At 70.2% G+C, this 19,219-nt stretch carries 15 protein-coding genes and 2 tRNA genes; 14 read left to right on the top strand and 3 right to left on the bottom strand.

The features are described 5' to 3' along the window. The first annotated feature begins 91 nt into the window (after positions 1-91). The 4 genes from ABD998_RS09735 (at position 92) to ABD998_RS09750 (ending at position 2,966) form a co-directional block, all read left to right on the top strand. Positions 92-176, top strand: a tRNA-Ser gene (locus ABD998_RS09735). Positions 177-224: 48 nt separating this feature from the next. Further along, the gene (locus ABD998_RS09740; RefSeq protein WP_345438539.1) at positions 225-1,523 is read left to right on the top strand and encodes an LCP family protein; all 1,299 of its coding nucleotides are present in this window, start codon (positions 225-227) and stop codon (positions 1,521-1,523) included. 57 nt (positions 1,524-1,580) lie between these two features. Further along, positions 1,581-2,813 carry an LCP family protein gene (locus ABD998_RS09745; RefSeq protein WP_345438542.1) on the top strand — a complete coding sequence of 411 codons (1,233 nt, stop codon included), beginning with the start codon at positions 1,581-1,583 and terminating at the stop codon, positions 2,811-2,813. A gap of 64 nt (positions 2,814-2,877) precedes the next feature. After that, positions 2,878-2,966 (top strand) — tRNA-Ser (locus tag ABD998_RS09750). Between the two features lie 191 nt (positions 2,967-3,157). Here ABD998_RS09750 and ABD998_RS09755 read toward each other — a convergent pair. Beyond that, entirely contained in the window at positions 3,158-3,637 is a 480-nt protein-coding gene (locus ABD998_RS09755) for an Lrp/AsnC family transcriptional regulator (protein WP_345438544.1), read from the bottom strand. Between the two features lie 115 nt (positions 3,638-3,752). Here ABD998_RS09755 and ABD998_RS09760 point away from each other — a divergent pair, with 115 nt between their 5' ends. Then, entirely contained in the window at positions 3,753-4,391 is a 639-nt protein-coding gene (locus ABD998_RS09760) for a YitT family protein (RefSeq protein ID WP_345438546.1), read from the top strand. A gap of 82 nt (positions 4,392-4,473) precedes the next feature. After that, positions 4,474-4,707: a hypothetical protein gene (locus ABD998_RS09765; protein WP_345438548.1), complete on the top strand. Its 234-nt coding sequence runs from the start codon at positions 4,474-4,476 to the stop codon at positions 4,705-4,707. A 95-nt stretch (positions 4,708-4,802) separates the two neighbouring features. On the opposite strand, the gene ABD998_RS09770 is transcribed toward ABD998_RS09765, so the two are convergent. Further along, positions 4,803-6,680: a glycoside hydrolase family 127 protein gene (locus ABD998_RS09770; RefSeq protein ID WP_345438550.1), complete on the bottom strand. Its 1,878-nt coding sequence runs from the start codon at positions 6,678-6,680 to the stop codon at positions 4,803-4,805. Positions 6,681-6,742: 62 nt separating this feature from the next. Here ABD998_RS09770 and ABD998_RS09775 point away from each other — a divergent pair, with 62 nt between their 5' ends. Next, positions 6,743-7,756, top strand: coding sequence for a LacI family DNA-binding transcriptional regulator (locus ABD998_RS09775; protein WP_345438552.1), 1,014 nt, complete (start codon positions 6,743-6,745; stop codon positions 7,754-7,756). Positions 7,757-7,913: 157 nt separating this feature from the next. On the opposite strand, the gene ABD998_RS09780 is transcribed toward ABD998_RS09775, so the two are convergent. Next, complete coding sequence (locus ABD998_RS09780) at positions 7,914-8,948, bottom strand: LacI family DNA-binding transcriptional regulator (RefSeq protein WP_345438554.1); 1,035 nt, start codon at positions 8,946-8,948, stop codon at positions 7,914-7,916. 159 nt (positions 8,949-9,107) lie between these two features. Between ABD998_RS09780 and ABD998_RS09785 the strand changes: the two genes are divergently transcribed. From ABD998_RS09785 to ABD998_RS09815, 7 genes are all read left to right on the top strand, one after another. Beyond that, positions 9,108-10,454 (top strand): ABC transporter substrate-binding protein, encoded by a 1,347-nt coding sequence (locus ABD998_RS09785; protein WP_345438556.1) that lies wholly within the window; start codon positions 9,108-9,110, stop codon positions 10,452-10,454. Between the two features lie 6 nt (positions 10,455-10,460). Beyond that, positions 10,461-11,390 (top strand): carbohydrate ABC transporter permease, encoded by a 930-nt coding sequence (locus ABD998_RS09790; RefSeq protein WP_345438558.1) that lies wholly within the window; start codon positions 10,461-10,463, stop codon positions 11,388-11,390. Further along, entirely contained in the window at positions 11,387-12,304 is a 918-nt protein-coding gene (locus tag ABD998_RS09795; RefSeq protein WP_345438560.1) for a carbohydrate ABC transporter permease, read from the top strand. Before ABD998_RS09790 ends, ABD998_RS09795 begins: the two co-directional genes overlap by 4 nt. 23 nt (positions 12,305-12,327) lie before the next feature. Then, on the top strand, positions 12,328-13,287 hold the full coding sequence (locus ABD998_RS09800) for a hydroxyacid dehydrogenase (RefSeq protein WP_345438562.1): 960 nt from the start codon (positions 12,328-12,330) through the stop codon (positions 13,285-13,287). A 40-nt stretch (positions 13,288-13,327) separates the two neighbouring features. Further along, positions 13,328-16,504: a hypothetical protein gene (locus tag ABD998_RS09805; protein WP_345438564.1), complete on the top strand. Its 3,177-nt coding sequence runs from the start codon at positions 13,328-13,330 to the stop codon at positions 16,502-16,504. A gap of 154 nt (positions 16,505-16,658) precedes the next feature. Beyond that, complete coding sequence (locus ABD998_RS09810) at positions 16,659-17,702, top strand: LacI family DNA-binding transcriptional regulator (RefSeq protein ID WP_345438566.1); 1,044 nt, start codon at positions 16,659-16,661, stop codon at positions 17,700-17,702. 110 nt (positions 17,703-17,812) lie between these two features. Beyond that, positions 17,813-19,153, top strand: coding sequence for an ABC transporter substrate-binding protein (locus tag ABD998_RS09815; protein ID WP_345438568.1), 1,341 nt, complete (start codon positions 17,813-17,815; stop codon positions 19,151-19,153). Positions 19,154-19,219: the final 66 nt, after the last annotated feature.

Raw genomic sequence — 19,219 nt, forward strand, 5'->3', positions numbered from 1 at the left:
CTCTGCCAGGGCGCGCACAGGAGCGGCCCCGACAATGGCGGGAGGTCCGGTCGACTAGACTCGACGCCAGTCCACGGGCATCCGTGGGCACGGAGGGTTGTCCGAGCGGCCGAAGGATCCGGTCTTGAAAACCGGTGGGCAGAAATGTCCCGTGGGTTCGAATCCCACACCCTCCGCCCAGGCCCCCGTGGCCGGAGCGACCTCGTCCAGCCGAGAGGACCCGAGTGAGCGACACCCCCCGAGACGGCGTGCGGCGCACGATCGCCCGCCACGGCCGTCTGTCGACGCTGACGCCCGCCCGACAGCTGCTCCGCGTGCTGGCCGTGAGCCTCTCGGTCGTGCTCGTGAGCGGGCTCGGCGTGGTCGCGTACGCGGCGGCGGACTTCGGGGCGACCTTCGCCGCCGACGCCGTCGTGCTGGACGGGCAGGAGTCGACGCCCCCCGACATCGGCGCCCTCGACAACGAGGGCGTGAACATCCTGTTCGCGGGCCTCGACGCGTGCGAGGAGGAGTACGCGCAGTACTTCGGCGACGGCCGCTGCCCGGAGGACGCGTACTACTCGGAGGACTCGCGCGACGGCGTGCTCAACGACGTGAACATGGTCGTGCACATCTCGCCGGAGCCGCGCAAGGTCACCGTCATCAGCTTCCCTCGCGACCTCATGATCGAGGCGCCGGAGTGCACCGACCCGCAGGGCAACGTCACGGCGGCCTCGTCGTACAGCCAGCTCAACCAGGCGTACTACCGCGGCGATCTCGGGTGCATCGCGACGACGATCGAGAGCTTCACGGGCCTGTCCATCGACTACGCCGCGACCGTCACCTGGGGCGGCGTCATCGAGATCACGAACGCGATCGGCGGCGTCGACGTGTGCATCGGCGGCGAGGGCATCTACGACGAGCACACGGGCCTCGCGATCGCGCCCTCCGAGAACTACACGCTAGTCGGCGTCGAGGCGCTGCAGTTCCTCCGCACCCGCTACGGCGTCGGCGGAAGCGACCTCAACCGCATCAGCAACCAGCAGGTGTACATGTCGGCGCTCGCGCGCAAGCTCACGAGCGAGGAGGTGCTCACGAATCCGGGCGCGCTCCTCACGCTCGCGCGCACGACGCTCGAGAACGTCGACCCGTCGTCGAGCCTCACGAACCCGGTCACGCTCGTGCAGATCGCCATGGCGGCCGCGGATGTTCCGCTCGACGAGTTCACGTTCGTGCAGTACCCGGTCGTGGACGACCCGTACGACTCCAACCGCGTCGCCCCCGACTACGCGTCGGCCGAGCAGCTGTGGGCGGCGCTCGACGCCAACGTGGCGATCGACCTGAGCGGCGACACCGGCGGCGGAGCCGTGCTCGCCGAGGGCGAGGAGGGCACCGAGACCGAGGCCCCCGTCGACACGACGGCGCCGACCGAGTCGGCCACCGCGACGCCCGACCCGACCGAGACGATCGCGAGCGGCGAGCTGGGCTCCAACGTGCACGGCACGAACGCCGGCCAGGTCACCTGCTCCAACGGCGCGGGCTGAGTCGCGGGTATCCTGCCGCGAGGGCGGCTCGGCCGTCTCCGCGAACGGGGGTGCCGGATGGCTGTCGAGGGACGCACGACGATCGCGCGCCATGGGGTGCTGCGCTCGCCGGGGCCGGTGCGTCAGGCGCTGCGCGGCGTCGCGGTCGCGGCGACCGTCCTGCTCGTGAGTGCGCTCGGCGTCGGCGCGTATGCGGCCTGGGACTTCGCGCGTGCGTGGGGCGACGAGCAGATCGCCCTGCCCGTCGACGGGCCCGCGGTCGATCTCGCGGCGCGCGACGAGGCGTTCACCCTGCTCCTGGTCGGCAGCGACGAATGCGAGGACGAGTACGCGCACTACTTTCCCGGCCGGTGCGACGCAGACGCGGCGAGTGCGCTCAACGACGTGAACATCCTCGTGCACGTCTCGGAGCAGCCGCGACGTGTCACCGCCGTCACCTTCCCTCGCGATCTGCTCACGCCGGTGCCGGCATGCACCGGCGACGACGGATCGGAGCTCTCTCCGATGGCGTCGTCGCAGATCAACGCACTGTACGCGCGAGGCGGGGTGCCGTGCATCGCGCGGACGATCACGGCGATCAGCGGACAGCAGGTCGACTTCGCGATGGCCGTGACATGGGGCGGCGTCATCGAGATCACGGACGCGATCGGCGGCGTCGAGGTGTGCGTGGGCGGCGACGGCATCTACGACCCCGACAACACGGGTCTCGCGCTCGCGCCGGGCATGCACACGCTGCAGGGGATCTGGGCGCTCGAGTTCCTCCGCACGCGCGAGGGGGTGGGAGACGGCAGCGACCTCGCCCGCGTCAACAACCAGCAGCTGTTCATGACCGCGCTCGCGCAGAAGATGACGAGCGAGGGGGTCGTGTCCGACCCGGTGCGCGTGCTGTCGCTCGCCCGCACGATCGTGGGCAGCGTCACGCCGAGCGAGAACCTCGCCGACGTCACAACGCTCGCCCAGCTCGGCCTCGCGCTCGCGGAGGTGCCACTGGACGACGTCACGTTCGTGCGGCTGCCGACCTTCCCGGCGCCGACGAATGCGAACCGGGTCGTGCTCGATGAGGAGAAGGCAGACGCCCTCTGGCAGGCGCTCGATGCGAACACGCCGTTCGACGTGGCGCAGGACGATGTCACGGGCACGATCGAGGCGCCGCCGGACGCCACGGTCGAGCCGGCCCCCTCGACGGCGCCCACGACCGCGCCGCCCGCCGCGAACACGGAGGAGACGGCATCCGGCGCGCAGACCGGCACGCGCGCATCCGAGAGCCTGTGCGCGAACGGACGCGGCTGAGCCGCGGTTCGCGGCACCCCCTCCGACGCGTTAGGATGGACGACGTGTCTGCGTGCAGGCACATGGAGACGTCGCATAGTCAGGCCTAGTGCACCACCCTGCTAAGGTGGAGTCCCCGTAAGGGGACCAGGGGTTCAAATCCCCTCGTCTCCGCCGCTTTCTTCTGGAAGGACCCCGCTGAGGCGGGGTCCTTCTGGTTGAGGGGCGCTGGTCGGTGAGTCAGAGGCCCCTACCGCGTTCGAATCCCAGCCGGACGTCGTCGTCCTGGACGTCATGGTTGCGGGCGACAGCGACGAGCCCGTCCACGTCAGCGTCCCGGTCACCCCGCCGGTCTGCAGTCGGCCCTACCCCTCCGCGAGCCGGCGCAGGACGCCGTCGACGCGGTAGGCGACGACCTCTCCGAGCGACACGGTCGTGCTCGTGCGCTGCACGCCGGGGGCGGCGAGCAGCAGCTCGGTGATGCGGCGCAGGTCGCGGGTGTCGCGCGCCATGACCTTGAGCATGAGGTCGGCGTCGCCCGTCGTCGAGTGCACCTCCACGATCTCGGGGATGGCCGCGAGCGCCGCGTACGCGGCGGCCGCCTGCGCCTGGCTCAGCTCGACGTCGACGAACGCCGTCAGGTGGTAGCCGAACGCCGCGGGGGTGAGCCGGCGGCTGGGCGCGGCGAGCGCGCCCCGCCGCTCGAGCTTCTGCAGCCGGGCGTGCACGGTGTTGCGCGCGACCCCCAGGCGACGCGCGAGTGCGAGCGCCGACGCGGACGGCTCGTCGTCCATCGCGAGGAGGATGCGCGCATCGAGCGCGTCGAGCTCTGATCTGGTGGTCATTTCGTCAGTCTGACGCCGACCAATTGAAAAGAGCACCCCCATCCGATGGCTCTGTTGCGCAGGACCATCCTGATCTCGACAGTGGATGCATGCTGCAGATCGTCCCGTGCGCCCGATGAGCGCGACCGTCGCCGTGCGCACCGCGCCCGAGGTGCCCCCGCACCGGCTCGTCGACGACATCGTCGCGCTGATCGCCGGCACCCTCATCGTGTCGCTCGGCCTCGCCATCCTGAAGGGCGGCGGCGCGGTGACCGGCGGCACCGCGGGGCTCTCGCTGCTGCTCGGCTATGTCGTCCCCACCCCCACCGGCGTGCTGTTCCTCGCCATCAACGTGCCGTTCTTCCTGTTCGCAGCCCGCGGCAGGGGATGGTCGTTCACGCTCCGCAGCTGCCTCGCGATCGCGATGGTCGGGGCCCTCGTGCTCGTCCAGCCGCTCTTCGTCGACCTCGACGGCATCGACGCCGCGTACGCCGCCATCATGGGCAACGTGCTGTCGGGCGTCGGCGTGCTGATCCTGTTCCGGCACGGGTCGAGCCTGGGCGGGTTCAACATCGTCGCCCTGCATCTGCAGGAGCACCGGGGCTTCCGTGCCGGCTACGTGCTCATGGTGCTCGACGCGCTCGTGGTCATCGCGTCGTTCGCCGTCGTCCCGCCGCTCTCCGTCGCGTACTCGGCGGTGGGCGCGGTCATCCTGAACCTCATCATCGCGCTGAACCACCGGCCCGGCCGCTATGTCGCGACCGGACCCCGCTAACGCCCGCGGCCATCCGTCGTCAACCCGCTCCCGTGTCGTGCGCCGCCGTCGCACGATGAAGGCTCGACGAGAGGAGAGCACCATGTCGGATGTGCAGAACCACGATGACGGAGACGCGCTCGACGTGCAGCCGGAGGAGCAGCGCGACGATGCCGAGCTCGAGGAGCCCAGCACGGAGCAGGAGCCGGGGGAGGAGCCGAAGGCCCCCGAGCCCGACGGCAAGGAGCCGAGCCACCACGCCGTGGGGATCGGCGTGCACAACGCCGAGATCCCCGGCGAGGAGGGCGCGGACGAGGTCGACGCCTCGGAGAGCTGACCTCGCGCTCGCCCATCCTGCTCAGACCGGCCCCGTCGCCCGACCCGCGTTCCGCGCAGGCATTCGACGGCGGGGCCGGTCTCGGCGAGGCAGCCTCATGACGCCGTCGGGATCCAGACGCGCATGAGCGAAGGTCCGCGCTCCGCCCACCGGTGATAGCGCACGAGACGCGCTCGGAACGTCGAGACGCTCTCTGCGCCGTCGACGCCGAAGGGCCAGTCCGCGTCCTCGCGGCGAACCGACGTCGCGGCGACGGTGACGGTCTCCCCGTCGTACGCTGCCTCGGACGACACCCGCACGTCCTCCAGTGCGACGCCATCCGGAAGATCGACCGACTCGAGCGCGAACACCTCGGGCCCGCGTTCGAATGCCACCGTGCCCCGGATCGCGTCGATCCGGTCGTCGGGGACCGTCACGCGGACGTCGAGCGGCAGCTCGAGCGTGAGCGACTCGCCTGCGCGCAGCACGACGGACGGCGTGTACGCGCCCCCGTCGACCGGGATGGTCTCGTCCCGATGCTCCAGGACCCCTCCCTTCGACCAGGCGGGCACGCGCAGGCTCACGGCGACGCCGTCATCGGATGCCTCGGCGGCGGTGACGCGGATGGTCCCCGTCGACGGGTACTCCGTCTCGACGACGAGCGCGGTGCCCTCGGTGCGGATCTCGGCAGCCGCGAACTGATGGATCTGGATGGCCGACGCCGTCCCGGTGGCGATGTAGCTTCCGAGACTCGCGAGCGTCCGCGCGACGTTGGGCGGGCAGCAGGAGACCTCGTACCACGCCTGCCGACCCGACGCCCCTCCGCGGATCACGACGCCGTCCTCGTTCAACGGCGGCGGCGTGTGCTCGGTGCGCTGGTGCAGGGTGTTCGCATAGAAGAAGGCCGTGCCGTCCTCCGACGGCGACGTCGCGATGACGTTGTAGAGCGTGCGTTCGATGAGATCGGCGTACTTCGCCTCGCCGGTCGCGAGCAGAAGGCGCCAGCTGAACATGATCGACGCGACGCCGGCGCACGTCTCGCAGTACGAGCGGTCGGGCGGCAGCACGAAGTCGTCGCCGTACGCCTCGTCCATGTGGTGGGAGCCCATCCCGCCGGTGAGGTAGGTGCGCCGGGCGACCGTGTTGTCCCACTGCTCGATGAGGGCCCGGAGGAGCTCGTCGTCTCCCGTGTCGACGGCGACGTCCACCGCGCCGGCCGCGAGGTAGAGCGCTCTGACGGCGTGCCCGCGGAGCACCGTCGCCTCGCGTACAGGCAGGTCGTCCTGCCAGTACGCCTTGCCGAACTCGAACAGCGGCAGGGTGCCCGTGCCGCGACGCTCCACGAACACGCTCGCCTGGTCGAGGTAGCGTCGCTCTCCTGTCGCGCGGAAGAGCTCGACGAGCGCCACCTCGATCTCGGCGTGACCGCAGACGCGGTCGAGGCCGTCGGGGCCGAACATCGTGCAGACGTGGTCGGCGACACGGATGGCGACGCGCAGGAAGCGGTCCTCTCCTGTCGCCCGGTGGTGGGCGACGGCGGACTGGATGAGGTGGCCGAAGCAGTAGAGCTCGTGTCCCCACTGGAAGTCGGAATAGCGCGGGCGCTGCCACGGTCGTCCGAACAGGGTGTGCAGATAGCCGTCGGGATCCTGAGCGCCCTCGACTGCGGCGAGAAGCTCTTCGAACAGCTCGCCGTGCTCGTCGACACCGCGGGCCGTGTCCCAGGAGATCGCCTCCATGAGCTTGTAGATCTCGGAGTCGGCGAACTCCCGCCCCGTGTGCTCGTAGCCCTCTGCGGTGCCGGCGTGCCGGAGGTTCGCGATCCATCCGAGCCTGTCCATCCACCCCGCGGCGTGCGGGATGATCACCGCCGTGTTGAGGCGCTGCCGTTCGTCCCAGAATCCCGCGCGAAGGGCGACGGCCTCGACGGACAGGGGAGTCAGTTCACTGCGTGACGGGATGACGGGTGCGGCGGTGGCGGAGGAGGCGGTCATCGGGGACTCCTGGTCTCGAAAGAATCGAATACGGTATCGGCTGGGGGAGGAAAGGGGCGAAGGTGCGCATCTCGGAAACACCGGTCAGCCTCGCCGAGGTGGCGAGGCGTGCCGGCGTCTCGTCGGCGACGGCCTCGAAGGCGCTCAACGGGCGGGTCGACGTCAACGAGGCGACGCGGGCGCGGGTGGAGCAGGCGGCGCGTGATCTCGGCTACCTCCCCAACAGCCTCGCGCGCGGGCTCATGGGCGCGAGGACGGGCACGGTCGGCGTCGTGACGACCGACCTGGATGGCCGCTTCGCGCTTCCGATCCTCATGGGCGTCGAGGACTCGCTCGGGATCGACCGCATCCTGAGCTTCCTGTGCGACGCGCGCGGCGACGATCTGCGGGAGGAGAGCCTGATCGCGAGCCTGCTCGCCCGTCGTGTCGACGGCCTGATCCTCGTCGGGCGCCAGACCGATCCGAGGCCGTCGCTCGGTGCGATCCCGGTGCCCGTCGTCTACGCGTACGCCGAGTCCGACGATCCCTCGGACATGTCCGTCACGGTCGACAACGCCGACGTCGGCCGGCGCGCGGCCCGGCATCTCCTCGACATCGGCCGCCGGAGGATCGCGCAGGTCGCAGGAGAGGCGAGCCACGGGGCATCCCGAGACAGAGTCGGCGGCGCATCCTCTGCGATCGCCGCAGCCGGACTCCTCGAGGGCGCGGGCCGCGTACGGTTCGGGGACTGGTCGGAGGGATGGGGGCGCGCCGCCGCGCACGACATCCTCGATCAGGACGGGGACGTGGACGCCATCCTCTGCGGGAGCGACCAGGTCGCGCGAGGAGTGCTCGACACGCTGCACGAGCGCAGAGTGCGGGTGCCCGACGATGTCGCCGTCATCGGCGTCGACAACTGGGAGCCGCTCGCGGCGCACGCACGACCGCCCTTGACGACCGTGGACCTCCAGCTGCAGCAGCTCGGGCGGGTGGCCGCCCATCGCCTCCAGCGGGCGACCACCGGCGAGATCCGCGGCGGCGTCGAGCGGCTGCCGGGGAGCCTGATCATCCGCGACTCGACCGTCCTGCGTCGCTGAGAGCCGACCGCATCCCACCTGACCGCTCCCCTCCCGGGCCCCGCCGCTCGAACTGTGGAACCCCGCGTCAATCACGCGGGCTCCGGCATCGACAGCGAAAGTAGCGAAAGCGGATTCGAAACGCAACGAGCGAAAGTTTCCGACGGGCGGGCGCCGCTCAGCGGGAGGCGGCCCCGACCGACTCCCGCTCCACGACCTCGACGGGCAGGACGGTCGGCGCGGACGGCGCCCCGTCGAGCGCCTGCTGCACGGCGAGCGCCCCCATCTCCTCGTAGGGCACGCGGACGGTGGTGAGGGCGGGATTGAGATCGCGGGCGGCTGGCACGTCGTCGTACCCGGTGACCGAGACGTCGGCAGGGCAGGCGAGTCCGCGTTCCCTCAGCGCGGCGAGCACACCCGACGCCATCTGGTCGGTGCCCGAGAGCACGGCGCTGAAGGGCGGCCGTCCGCCCTGCGACAGCTCGTCGAGCACGGCGTGCAGCATGTCGCGCGCAGGCTCGCGGTCGAACGACGTCTCTCGGACGATCAGCTCGGCGCCGTCGACCCCGGCGAACGCCTCGGCGAACCCGCGCAGTCGCTCCTCGGCGGTCGAGCCTCGCGTGTCGCCGGGCAGCAGCAGCACGCGTCGGTGCCCGGCGGCTGCGACGCGACCGGCGATCCGCGCCGCGCCGCGCTCGTTCTCGTACCGGATGGCGATGGCGTCGTCGGCGTTCACGCGGAGCGACCGGTTGCCGCAGAGGACGAGCGGGGTGCCGTCCTCCGCGAGGAGCTTTGCGAGGCGGGCGATCCGATCGTGGTGGGCATCGTCGCGCCAGAACCCGCCGGGGACGATCACCGCGGAGGCGTGCTGTCTGCGCATGAGCTCGACGAGCTCGATCTCCCTGTCGGCGTCGCCGCCGGTCGCGCCGATGAGGCAGACGCGACCACGGGCGCGGGCCTCGCTCTCGACGCCCTGGGCGAGAGCGGCGAACGACGGGCCGGTGATGCTGCCGAGCAGGACGGCGATCGGCCCCGCGTCGGCGCCGCGCAGGCGGCGGGCGTTGGGATTCGCGGCGTAGTCGAGCGCCTCGACGGCGGCGAGCACCCGTGCGCGGGTCTTCTCGGCGACCGGGTAGTTGCCGGCCAGAACCCGCGACACGGTGGCGATCGAGACGGCGGCCTCGCGTGCGACGTCATGGATCGTGGTGGCCACGGCTACTCCTTCAGTAAAGGGCAAGAAGGACTGGACAACATCCTAGTAAAGCTTTACTGTAGGCGCAGAAAAGGTTTACTACCGGGCATGGAACGAACCATGTCCCGGGATCCGGACGGACCCGCCGTCCGGATCGATCGCTTGACGAGGAGACGATCCATGAAGACCCGCGCACTCGCGTTCACCGGCCTCGGGCTGGTGTCCGCCCTCGCCCTCGCCGGCTGCGGAACGCCGGCATCGAGTTCGGACGACGTCGCCGACGACGCCGAGCCCGTCGAGATCGGAGACACCTGGACGGGCGATCCCGTGACCGTCGAGATCTGGCACGACAACGCCGCCCTCCAGCCCGCCGTCGAGGCCTTCAACACCGCGCACGAGGACGAGGGCATCCAGATCGAGTTCGTCGAGACGACCGACCTCAACACGGCCGTCCGAAATGCGTCGGCGGCCGGAGACGCTCCGGATCTGTTCATCTCGCAGACCGCCGATCTCGCCTCGTTCATCGCCGACGGCATCGCGGCGGACGTGACCGCGTACTACGAGAGCATCGCGTCCGACTACTCCGACGTGGTCAACGAAGCGGTGACCACGGGAGATCGGCAGTGGGCGGTGCCGGCGGCCGACATCCCCACCTTCATGCTCTACAACGCCCGGATCTTCGCCGACAACGGCCTCGAGTACCCCGAGACGTACGAGGAGTTCCTCGAGGCGGGGAAGACCCTCGCCGACCGGGGCATCAGCATCTTCAATGTGGCGGGTGAGGACCCGACCGCGCTGATATACCTCGCGTGGGAGGCCGGTGCGCGCTGGTACGAGCTCGACGGCGACACATGGCACATCGACGTCGACAGCGAGGAGACGCAGCGGGCCGCCGAGTACTTCGACGACGGGTTCGCCGCAGGGATGTTCTCGACCATCTCCTATGCCGAGTACGCCGCCATGATGCAGTCGTACGACCAGGGGCAGATCGCGTCCCGCCAGCTGTCCACGTGGCAGACGAAGGGCATGCAGGCGAACCTCGTCGACTCGCTCGGCTCGTGGGAACCGGCTCCGAACCTGCACTGGGAGGGGCGCGACGCCGCGAACGCCGCGTTCACGAGGGTGTTCGCCGTCAGCGCGGACGCCGACGACGTCGAGGCGGCGGTGTTCGCCGCGCACGCGCTCTCCACTGAGGAGGCGTCGGTCGCGGCGCTCGCCAGCCCGGAGACGGGGCTGTCGTACTTCCCCGCGGTCGCCGACCCGCAGCCCTATGTCGCCGACACGCTGCCCGCAGACCTCGTCGGCGAGCACGCCTCCGCCTGGGAACCCGTCGTCCTGGAGGCCGTCGACACGCAGCTCGGCGACTGGACCTACGGGCCGAACTGGGCCGGCGCCTTCACCCAGCTCCAGGACCTCTGGGGCAAGGCGGTCGCGGGCGAGATCGCGACGACCGAGATCGCCCCGCAGCTGCAGGAATGGATCGTCGACGACCTCACCCAGCAGGGCATCTCGGTCTCGGAGGACTGACCACCCATGTACTCGCAGACGAAGGTGCGCACGACGCGGCGCCGAAGCCGGACCGACCTCACCGGAGCGAAGGGATTCCTGTTCACCGCGCCGTTCTTCGCGGGCTTCGCCCTCGTGTTCGTCGTGCCGTTCGGATACGCACTGGTCGAGAGCCTGTTCGCTCAGCGGCGCTCGGGCTCGGGCCTCGGCGGCGCCGTGCGCACCTTCGTCGGCCTCGACAACTTCGCGCTCGGATTCGCCGACGGCGACTTCTGGGCGAGCATCGGCCGGGTCGGCCTGTTCGCGCTCGTCCAGATCCCGATCATGCTGGGCCTCAGCCTCGTCGCAGCGCTCCTGCTCGACATGGTCGTGGGGCGAAGCGCCCGCTTCTTCCGCCTCGGCCTGCTCATCCCGTACATGATCCCCGCGATCGTCGCGACGCTCGTGTGGCTCTACCTGTACTCGCCACGCCTCGGACCGATCTCCGACATCGCCGAGTGGCTGGGAGGGGCGGTCGACATGTTCTCGCCGCAGCTGCTGTGGGTCTCCATCGGCAATCTGCTCACGTGGGCCGGGCTCGGGTACAACATGCTCATCATCTACGGCTCGTTGCGCTCCGTGCCGCGCGAGCTCTTCGAGGCGGCCTACCTCGACGGCGCGGGCGAGTTCCGCATCGCGTGGTCCATCAAGATCCCGTACGTGCGCGGCTCGCTCGTCCTGACGGGGATGCTCTCGATCATCCACATGCTCCAGATCTTCGCCGAGCCCCTCGTCTTCCGCGTCACGTCGCCTGAGACCGTGACCGCCGACTTCACCCCGATCATGATGATCTACAACCTCGCCTTCCAGCAGAGCAACTACAACTACGCGTCCGCCCTGTCGGTCATCCTCGCTCTCGTCGTCGGCGTCGTATCGGTCGTCTTCTACAAGCTCACGAACCGGGAGACGGCCGCATGAGCGCCACCACCACCCTCCGCGAGGTCCGACCCCGCGCCGCGAAGGCGTCGGCCGAGGACGAACGCCGTCTGCCGCGTCGGACGCGCGCCTTCGTGACGGCTGGTCTCGTCCTCTTCCTCATCTACTCCGTGGCTCCCGTCTGGTGGCTCATCGTCAACGCCACGAAGGACTCCCGTGATCTGCTGCTCACGAACGGCCTGTGGTTCGCCGAGTTCAACCTCTTCGAGAACCTCGGCCAGATCTTCGCCTACCAGGACGGCGTCTTCCTGCGCTGGACGGCGAACTCGCTGCTGTTCGCCTTCGTCGGGGGAGGGATCGGCACGCTCGTCGCTCTCATGGCGGGCTACGGTCTCGCCCGGTTCTCTTTCCGCGGCCGGGGCGTGCTGACAGGGCTGGTCGTGGGCTCCTTCCTCATCCCGTACTCGATGCTGACCCTGCCCCTGTACCTGCTGTTCTCGAGCATGGGGATCACGAACACGCTCTGGGCCGTGCTCATCCCCACCGTGATCAACCCGTTCAGCGTCTATCTGGCGAAGGTGTACGTCGAGTCGTCGATCCCCGTGGAGCTGCTCGAAGCGGCTCGGCTCGATGGAGCGGGCGAGGCGCGCATCTTCTTCAGCATCGTCGCGCGCATGCTCCCGACCGCCGGAGCCACCATCTTCCTCCTCGCCTTCGTCGCGTCCTGGAACGGCTTCTTCCTCCCGATCACGATGCTGCAGGACTCCGAGAACTGGACCATGACGCTCGGCCTCTACAACTGGCTCCGACAGAGCCAGGTCTCGAACGCGAGCACGATCGACTTCACGAGCATCGTCGTGACCGGGTCCCTGCTCTCCGTCATCCCGCTCGCCGCCGTCATGCTCCTGCTGCAGCGCTTCTGGCGCACGGGCGTCTCCCTGGGAGCGCTCAAGTGAGCCGGCCGGTCGCGACAATGGCGATGCGCCCGGCGGCGCTCGCCGACGATCTGTTCGCACACGAGCGCGCACGGCTGGAAGGGCTCGTCGATCTGCACCCGGATGCGCGCGAGCGGTTCGATGAAGCGGATGGCCGCCTCGCCGAGACGGAGATCCTCCTCGCGGGGTGGGGATGCCCGCGCCTCGACGCCGAGGTGCTCGCCCGGATGCCGCGCCTGCGCGCGGTGCTCTTCGCGGGAGGGGCGGCCGCCGCCGTCCTCGACACGCGGATCGCGGCCGAACGCGGGATCGTCTTCACCAACGCGGGGGAGGGCAATGCGCAGGCCGTCGCCGAGTACACGCTCGGGGTCATCCTGCTCGCCGGAAAGCGCGCGGCATTCGCCGAGCGGCTGTACCGCGAGCGTCGCGCCCACGTCGACCGCGAGGTCGAGTTGCGCGACACCGGCAACTACCGTCGTGTCGTCGGGCTCATCGGCGCCTCGCGCATCGGGCGCCGCGTGGCCGAGCTGCTGCGGCCCACCGACCTCGACGTCATCGTCTACGACCCGTACGCGAGCGGCGCGGACGTGGCGGCGCTGGGGGCACGGCGCTGCGGACTCGACGAGCTGCTCGCCTTGAGCGACATCGTCTCCATCCACGCCCCGGCGACCGCCGAGACCCACGAGATGATCGGCGCGCGCGAACTGGCGCTGCTGAGGGACGGGGCGACGCTCATCAACACCGCCCGCGGCACGCTGCTCGATCACGAGGCGCTGCGACCGCACGTCCGCACAGGGCGCATCGACGCGGTCCTCGACGTCACGGTGCCCGAGCCGCTGCCTGCGGACGACGAGCTCTGGGACCTGCCGAACGTCTCGCTCACCCCGCATATCGCGGGGGCGACCGGCAGCGAGCTGCACAGACTCGGCCGCGACGTCGTCGACGAGCTCGAGAGATTCGTGCATGGTCGCGCCTTCGCCTACCGCGAGGCCGTCCCCGCCTGACCAGACGTACACACACTCGGACGAAGGAGCCCGAATGCCCATGGAACTCTCCCGCCGTGCCTTCGTGCAGGCAGGTGCCGTCGCCCTCGCGACGGCCGCCGTCTGGACGCTCGACGATCCCGCCGTCGCGAGGGCGGTGACGGTCGGCCGCGCGAACCCGGCTCTCGATCGCATCGTGTTCGGCGACGGCGTCTCGGAGGCCGCGCACGGTCTCGTCGGCGACCGCAGCACGACTCTCACCGGGGCGCTCGCCCAGACCGCCCGCATACTCGACCCCTCCGACCCCGTCGGCCCGTGGGGCGGCACGCTCCGCTTCCGGATGCAGATCGACCCGGCGCGCACGACCTACCTGTCGCTCAAGGTCTGGGGTGAGGACGTCTCCCCGATCACTGAGGAGTGGCGGCTGCAGCTGTTCATCGACGGCAAGGCGGCGGGATGGCTCGACCAGGGGCCCGTCGACAGCCTCGATCAGATGAGCACGGCTCCTCGGACGGCCGGCCTTTTCGCGCTCCACACGATTCCGCTCCCCGAGCGGATGACGGAGGGGCAGACCGAGCTCGAGGTCGAGATCCGTTCGCTCGGCCGCATCTGGGCGTACGGCGACGCGTCGTCCTTCTACAAGGACATGACGACCTCGTCGCGTCCGATCTACGCGGCTTACACCCACGCCGACGCGCACTTCCTCCCGGCGGACGGAGACGAGTTCGGCACGCCGTCGAGCCGTGGCGTGCGCGCCGACGACTCGGCCGAGGCCATCCGCCGAGTACGCGAGCGCGTGCTCGCGGATCAGAACGCGCTCCTCTCGGCGAAGCCGCCGGCATCGATCGATCCCTGGGCCTGGATGACCCTCGCACACGGATACCGCTGGGAGGACGGCCCCGCCTACCGCGATCCGCGCGCGCTGACGAAGGTGTGCGAGGCGATCGACGCGACCTACGTGGCCTGGAAGGGGAACGAGGCCGTTCTGACCGCGTCGGGTCAGCAGTGGCTGGGGTTCGGCCGGGTGGCGCTCGCGCTCGACACGCTCTGGGGCGACCTCCAGGACCTCCTCGACGCCCGGGTCGTCCAGGGCACGACGGTGTTGCCGAACCCGGGGTTCGAGGTGGGGACCGCCGGCTGGACGGTGACGACCTGGCGGGGGAGCGGCACGGTCGCCGCCGACGCGGCCGTCGCACGCACGGGATCGGCCTCGCTCAAGCTCACGGCCGATGCGAACGGCACGACGGGCAGCGCCGTCGGGGTCACGGTGACAGGCGCCAGTCGTCCGCTCGTCGGCACCGGCACCTATCGCGTCTCGGTCTGGTGCCGGACCGAGCAGGCTGCGGCTCCCGGGCCGTACCTCGACGTCCTCTTCTACGATGCGGCGGGTGTCGTCGTGCAGTCGGACCGCAAGTTCTTCGCCCGCACGGGCACCCATGACTGGGAGCAGATCGCGGCCGAGCTCGCGACCCCGGCGGGCGCGGCGCGCATCCGCGTCGACCTGCGGATGGAGGGGACGGGCACGGCGTGGTTCGACGATGTCGAGCTCGCCCTCGTCGAGGGAACGCCGCCGGCTTCCGGCGACCTCCCGCCGCGACGCGAGGCCTACCGCGACATGCTCCTCGCGAGCCGCGAGTACTGGCGGCAGAACCAGAGGCACTACACGAACCAGGTCCAGTTCACGAGCCTCGGGATCTACCTCTGCAACAAGGGGCTCGAGCTGCTCTCGCCGGACGATGCCTGGCCGGAGGAGCGCGCGCGGGAGTGGATCTACGAGGCCGTCGGCCTGCTGCCGCTGTCGAGCGGCGAGTTCGCCGACGGATCGAAGAAGTGGAAGCTCGGGCGCGGCTACCGCATCTACAGCGAGCAGGGTCTGAGCCGCGAGCTCGGGTACGTGGGCGGATACGGCGAGATCACCGGCGACCTGCTCGTGGCGATGTACGAGGCCGTCGCGGAGGGCGCGATCGCGCGCGAGGATGAGGCGCTGCGCGCGCAGATCGAGAAGCTCTTCCTCGCCCGAGGCTGGTTCCGCCACGAGGGCGTCGACGACGAGGGCCACCGCGTCATGCGGCTCGAGTCGGCGATCGGATGGCGCAACGAGCACTACGCGGGCGAGATCGTCTACGTCACTCCGACCGACAAGGACGTCAATCCCCTTCAAGCCTCGTCCGCATTCCCGACGCCTGAGCTGGTCGGATGGTCGCAGGAGATGGTCGAGGACGGCCAGCTCGGGCCCATCCTCGAGCTGCTCCATACCGACACGTCTGCGCGGATCGGTCTCAACGCGGCGCGCTTCATCATGCGCGACCTCCCCCATTTCGAAGCGGCTGCGTCGAGCAGTGCGCGCCTTCCCTCGGGGTGGGGCCAGCCCGACTTCGCGTTCGCTGACCCGGTCACGGGAGCCGTCGCCGTCAAGCGCGGGGACGAGGTGCTCTATGCCTCCCTCTACTGGCGTGCTCGTCAGGCGGTCAATCGCTGGTCGCGTGCGCATCTCGTCCGGCCCGACGAGGACCGGGTCGCGACCGTGCGGTGCGAGGTCGAGTTCGGGACCGCCGCCCCCGTCGGCACGTTCACCATCGAGGACTGGGTCTGCTGGGACTACACGATCAACGACAGCGACGGCAACGGCCTGCTCCCGGGTGGGATCACGCCGCCCGGCCCCGCGCTGCATCAGGCGTATGCGGGCGAGGAGCTGCCCATCGCCCCGACACCGTCGGACATGGACCCGAAGCTGGGGGCGGACGAACTCGGCGTCGAGACCATCGAGGCGGGACGGGCGCCGTTCTACCGGTTCGCCTACGCGGGGTATCACATCGCCATGAACACGACGACCGATCAGACGTTCGCGTACGAATGTCCGGCGAGCGGCGTGGGGATCGACTGCCGCAGCGGCGAGACCGTCGAGCTGTCGGCCGCGCGCTCGGTCGGCCCGGGGGAGACGGTGATCCTGTTCGACCCCGCGGCCCGCGAGCCGGGTTCAGCGCCGGAGGTCATCGTGAGCACTCGCTGCGTCGCCGGTGCGGTGCGGCTGATGGTGACGGTGACGAACAGGGGCGACCGGCGCGCGACCGCGGAGGTCCGGACGCCGTTCGGGGCGAAGTCGATCGCGCTCCCACCGCGGAAGAGGTCTTCCGCGGTCTTCGCGACGCGCGCCGCGTCGGTCGGCGCCGGAACGGTCACCGTCACCGTCGACGGTATCGGCGTGACGGCTGAGTACGCGGCCGCATCCTGCGGGTGACGGGCGCGCGGATGTCGCACGCGGTGCTCATTCCGACCGCGTGCCCTCGCTCGAACCTGACCGTCGGCGGACGGAGGAGCGGGGCGGTCGACGATGTGAATTGTGACGATCCCACCGCTTGGATAGCGTTGTCAGACATACGCGAGGGGGACCGATGCCGAAAGCCGACAGGCCGCCGACGTTGACGGATGTAGCGCGCCTGGCCGGCGTCTCTGTGCCGACGGCGTCGCGCGCGCTCAACGGCGGGGTACGCGGTCGTCAGAGCGGTTCTCCCGAGATGCGGCAGCGGGTGCAGGACGCCGCACGAGCGCTCGGGTACTCCGTGAGCCCGGCCGCGCAGGCGATCAAGGGCGGGCGGGCTCGCACCGTCGCCCTCGTCGTCAGCGACATCGACGACTTCGGCGCGGCCACGATGATCTCCGGTGTCATGCACGCGGCCGAGAAGCGCGGCGTGTCGGTCGCGGTGCGGACGACGCGCGACGACGCGCTGAGAGAGCTCCGACTGCTCGACGAACTCCGCGGGGAACGGCATCGCGCCATGATCATCGGGACGAGTCGGACGACGGATGCGCGGCGCGAAGCCGCGCTCGCGTCGCAGCTCTCGACCCTCGAAGAGCAGGGGACGCGTGTCGTGGTCATCGGCGACAGCGATCTCCCCTTCCCGGCGGTGACGGTCGACAACAGGGAGGCTGCACGGGCGCTCGCGGACGGGCTCGCCCGCGCTGGGCACAGGCGCTTCGCCGTCGTCTCGGGGCCCGACCTCGAGATCACGGCGCGCGAACGCGTCGCGGGCTTCCTCGAGGGGCTCGATGCCCACGGGATCGTCGTCGCCCCGGGCGACGTCGTGCACCGCTCCTTCTCGCGTGACGGGGGGCATGCGGCTGTCGACGCGCTCGAGACGCCCGTCGGCGACCTCGATGCGATCGCCGCGATGAGCGACACGATGGCGGTCGGAGTGATCGCCCGACTGCGTGAGCTCGGCCTCTCGTCGCCCGCGGACGTAGAAGTGAGCGGCTTCGACCATGTGCCCATGCTCGGCGACGTGCTGCCGGAGTTCAGCACGGTGGAGGTGCCGCTGGAGGCCTTCGGCGAGGCAGCGCTGTCGCTCGCGCTCGACGACGAGTCGTCTTCACCCGGGCAGCGCGTCGCCCTGCGTGCGACGCCGATCGTCCACGGCTCCGCGCTCGCGCGGCGCTGAGGGCGACCGCGCCGCCCGAGGGCTTCTCGGAAACGCAGTGGCAAACGTTGTCCACTTTGCGCTACGCTCCTCGGGACGGACGACGTCCGGCACGAATCAAAGGAGATCACATGCAGCACGCACAGACGCGCGCGGCCGGGCGCATCGCGGCCGTCGTCGCCGGGACGGCCGCCGCGACACTCGCCTTCGCGGGGTGCGCCGGATCGGACGCCGGGGCGAGCGGGGGCGACAAGACGACCATCCGCTTCCTCTACGCGACGGGGGATGAGACCTGGAACTCGGTCGTGGAGGGCGTGGTCGACGCGTTCAACGCGCAGAGCGAGGACACGGTGGTGGAGCTGGATCCGCTGCCCGCGGGCAGCGATTACGCGACCGCACTCAAGACGATGGACGCCACGGGCAACTGGCCCGCCGTCGTCGACATGCGCGACACGATCACCTACATCCAGGCGGGCAAGCTCGCGCCGATCCCGGAGTCGGTGACCGAGCTGCTCAAGCCCGAGGTGTACGGCGCCGCCGAGGACGGCAACGTGTACACGGTGCCCACCTCGGCTCTCAACGGCGAGATCGGCATCAACATCGTCTACGACAAGGACTACTTCGCCGAGCACGACCTCGAGGTCCCCGAGACGTACGACGACTTCGTCGCCCTTCTCGAGGACATCCAGGCGAACGGCGATGCGCCGCTCGCGACGGCGGCCGCCGAGGTGTGGCCGAGCGACCAGCTCTGGAAGCCGCTCGCGGCTCCCGTCTTCGCGGAGTACTCCGAGACGGGCTTCTGGAACGCCGTGATCGACGGCTCGGCGTCGATCGAGGACCTCCGTGAGCCGCTCGAACGCCTGAAGACGATCACGGACGACTTCGTGCTCGAGGGATGGCAGTCCACGGCCGACGCGCAGACGACCACCCTTCTCGTGAACGGTCAGGCCATCATGGCGACGTCGTCGGCGGGCATCGGACGGCTCAACGACATCAACAAGGTCGATCCCGAATTCGACGCCGGCCTGTTCATCATCCCCTCGGACGACGGATCGATCGACGTGCTGAAGAACGCCGTCATCGGCGATACCGCGGGCGGTCTCGCGATCTCCGCCCAGGCGGAGGAGGACGGCGAGGAGTACGACTCGGCGGTGGAGTTCCTGGAGTACTTCTACTCCGTCGACGCGGCGAACCTCATCGAAGAGCTCGGGTGGATCTCGCCGAACATCGCCGCAGCCGACGAGGTGGTGCGCAACACCTCCATCCCGGGGTCGGCCGACTACTTCGCCCTCCTCGAGAACCCGAGCCTCGCCTGGTACAGCAACGACACCTCCAACGAGGCGCTGACCGCCTTCAACACGTTCTTCCGCCAGACGCGCATCGAGATGCAGGACGGGCAGATCAGCGTGGACGAGGCGATCGCGAAGCTCCAGGCGGAGTTCGACAAGTCCGTCGTCCCCGCAGCGGGCTGACACCACTTCCCGGGGCCGGGCGACGCCCGGCCCCACCTGACCCATCGCATCGCGACGAGGAGATGT

It is taken from the genome of Microbacterium gilvum (genome assembly GCF_039543865.1).
Lineage (GTDB): Bacteria > Actinomycetota > Actinomycetes > Actinomycetales > Microbacteriaceae > Microbacterium > Microbacterium gilvum.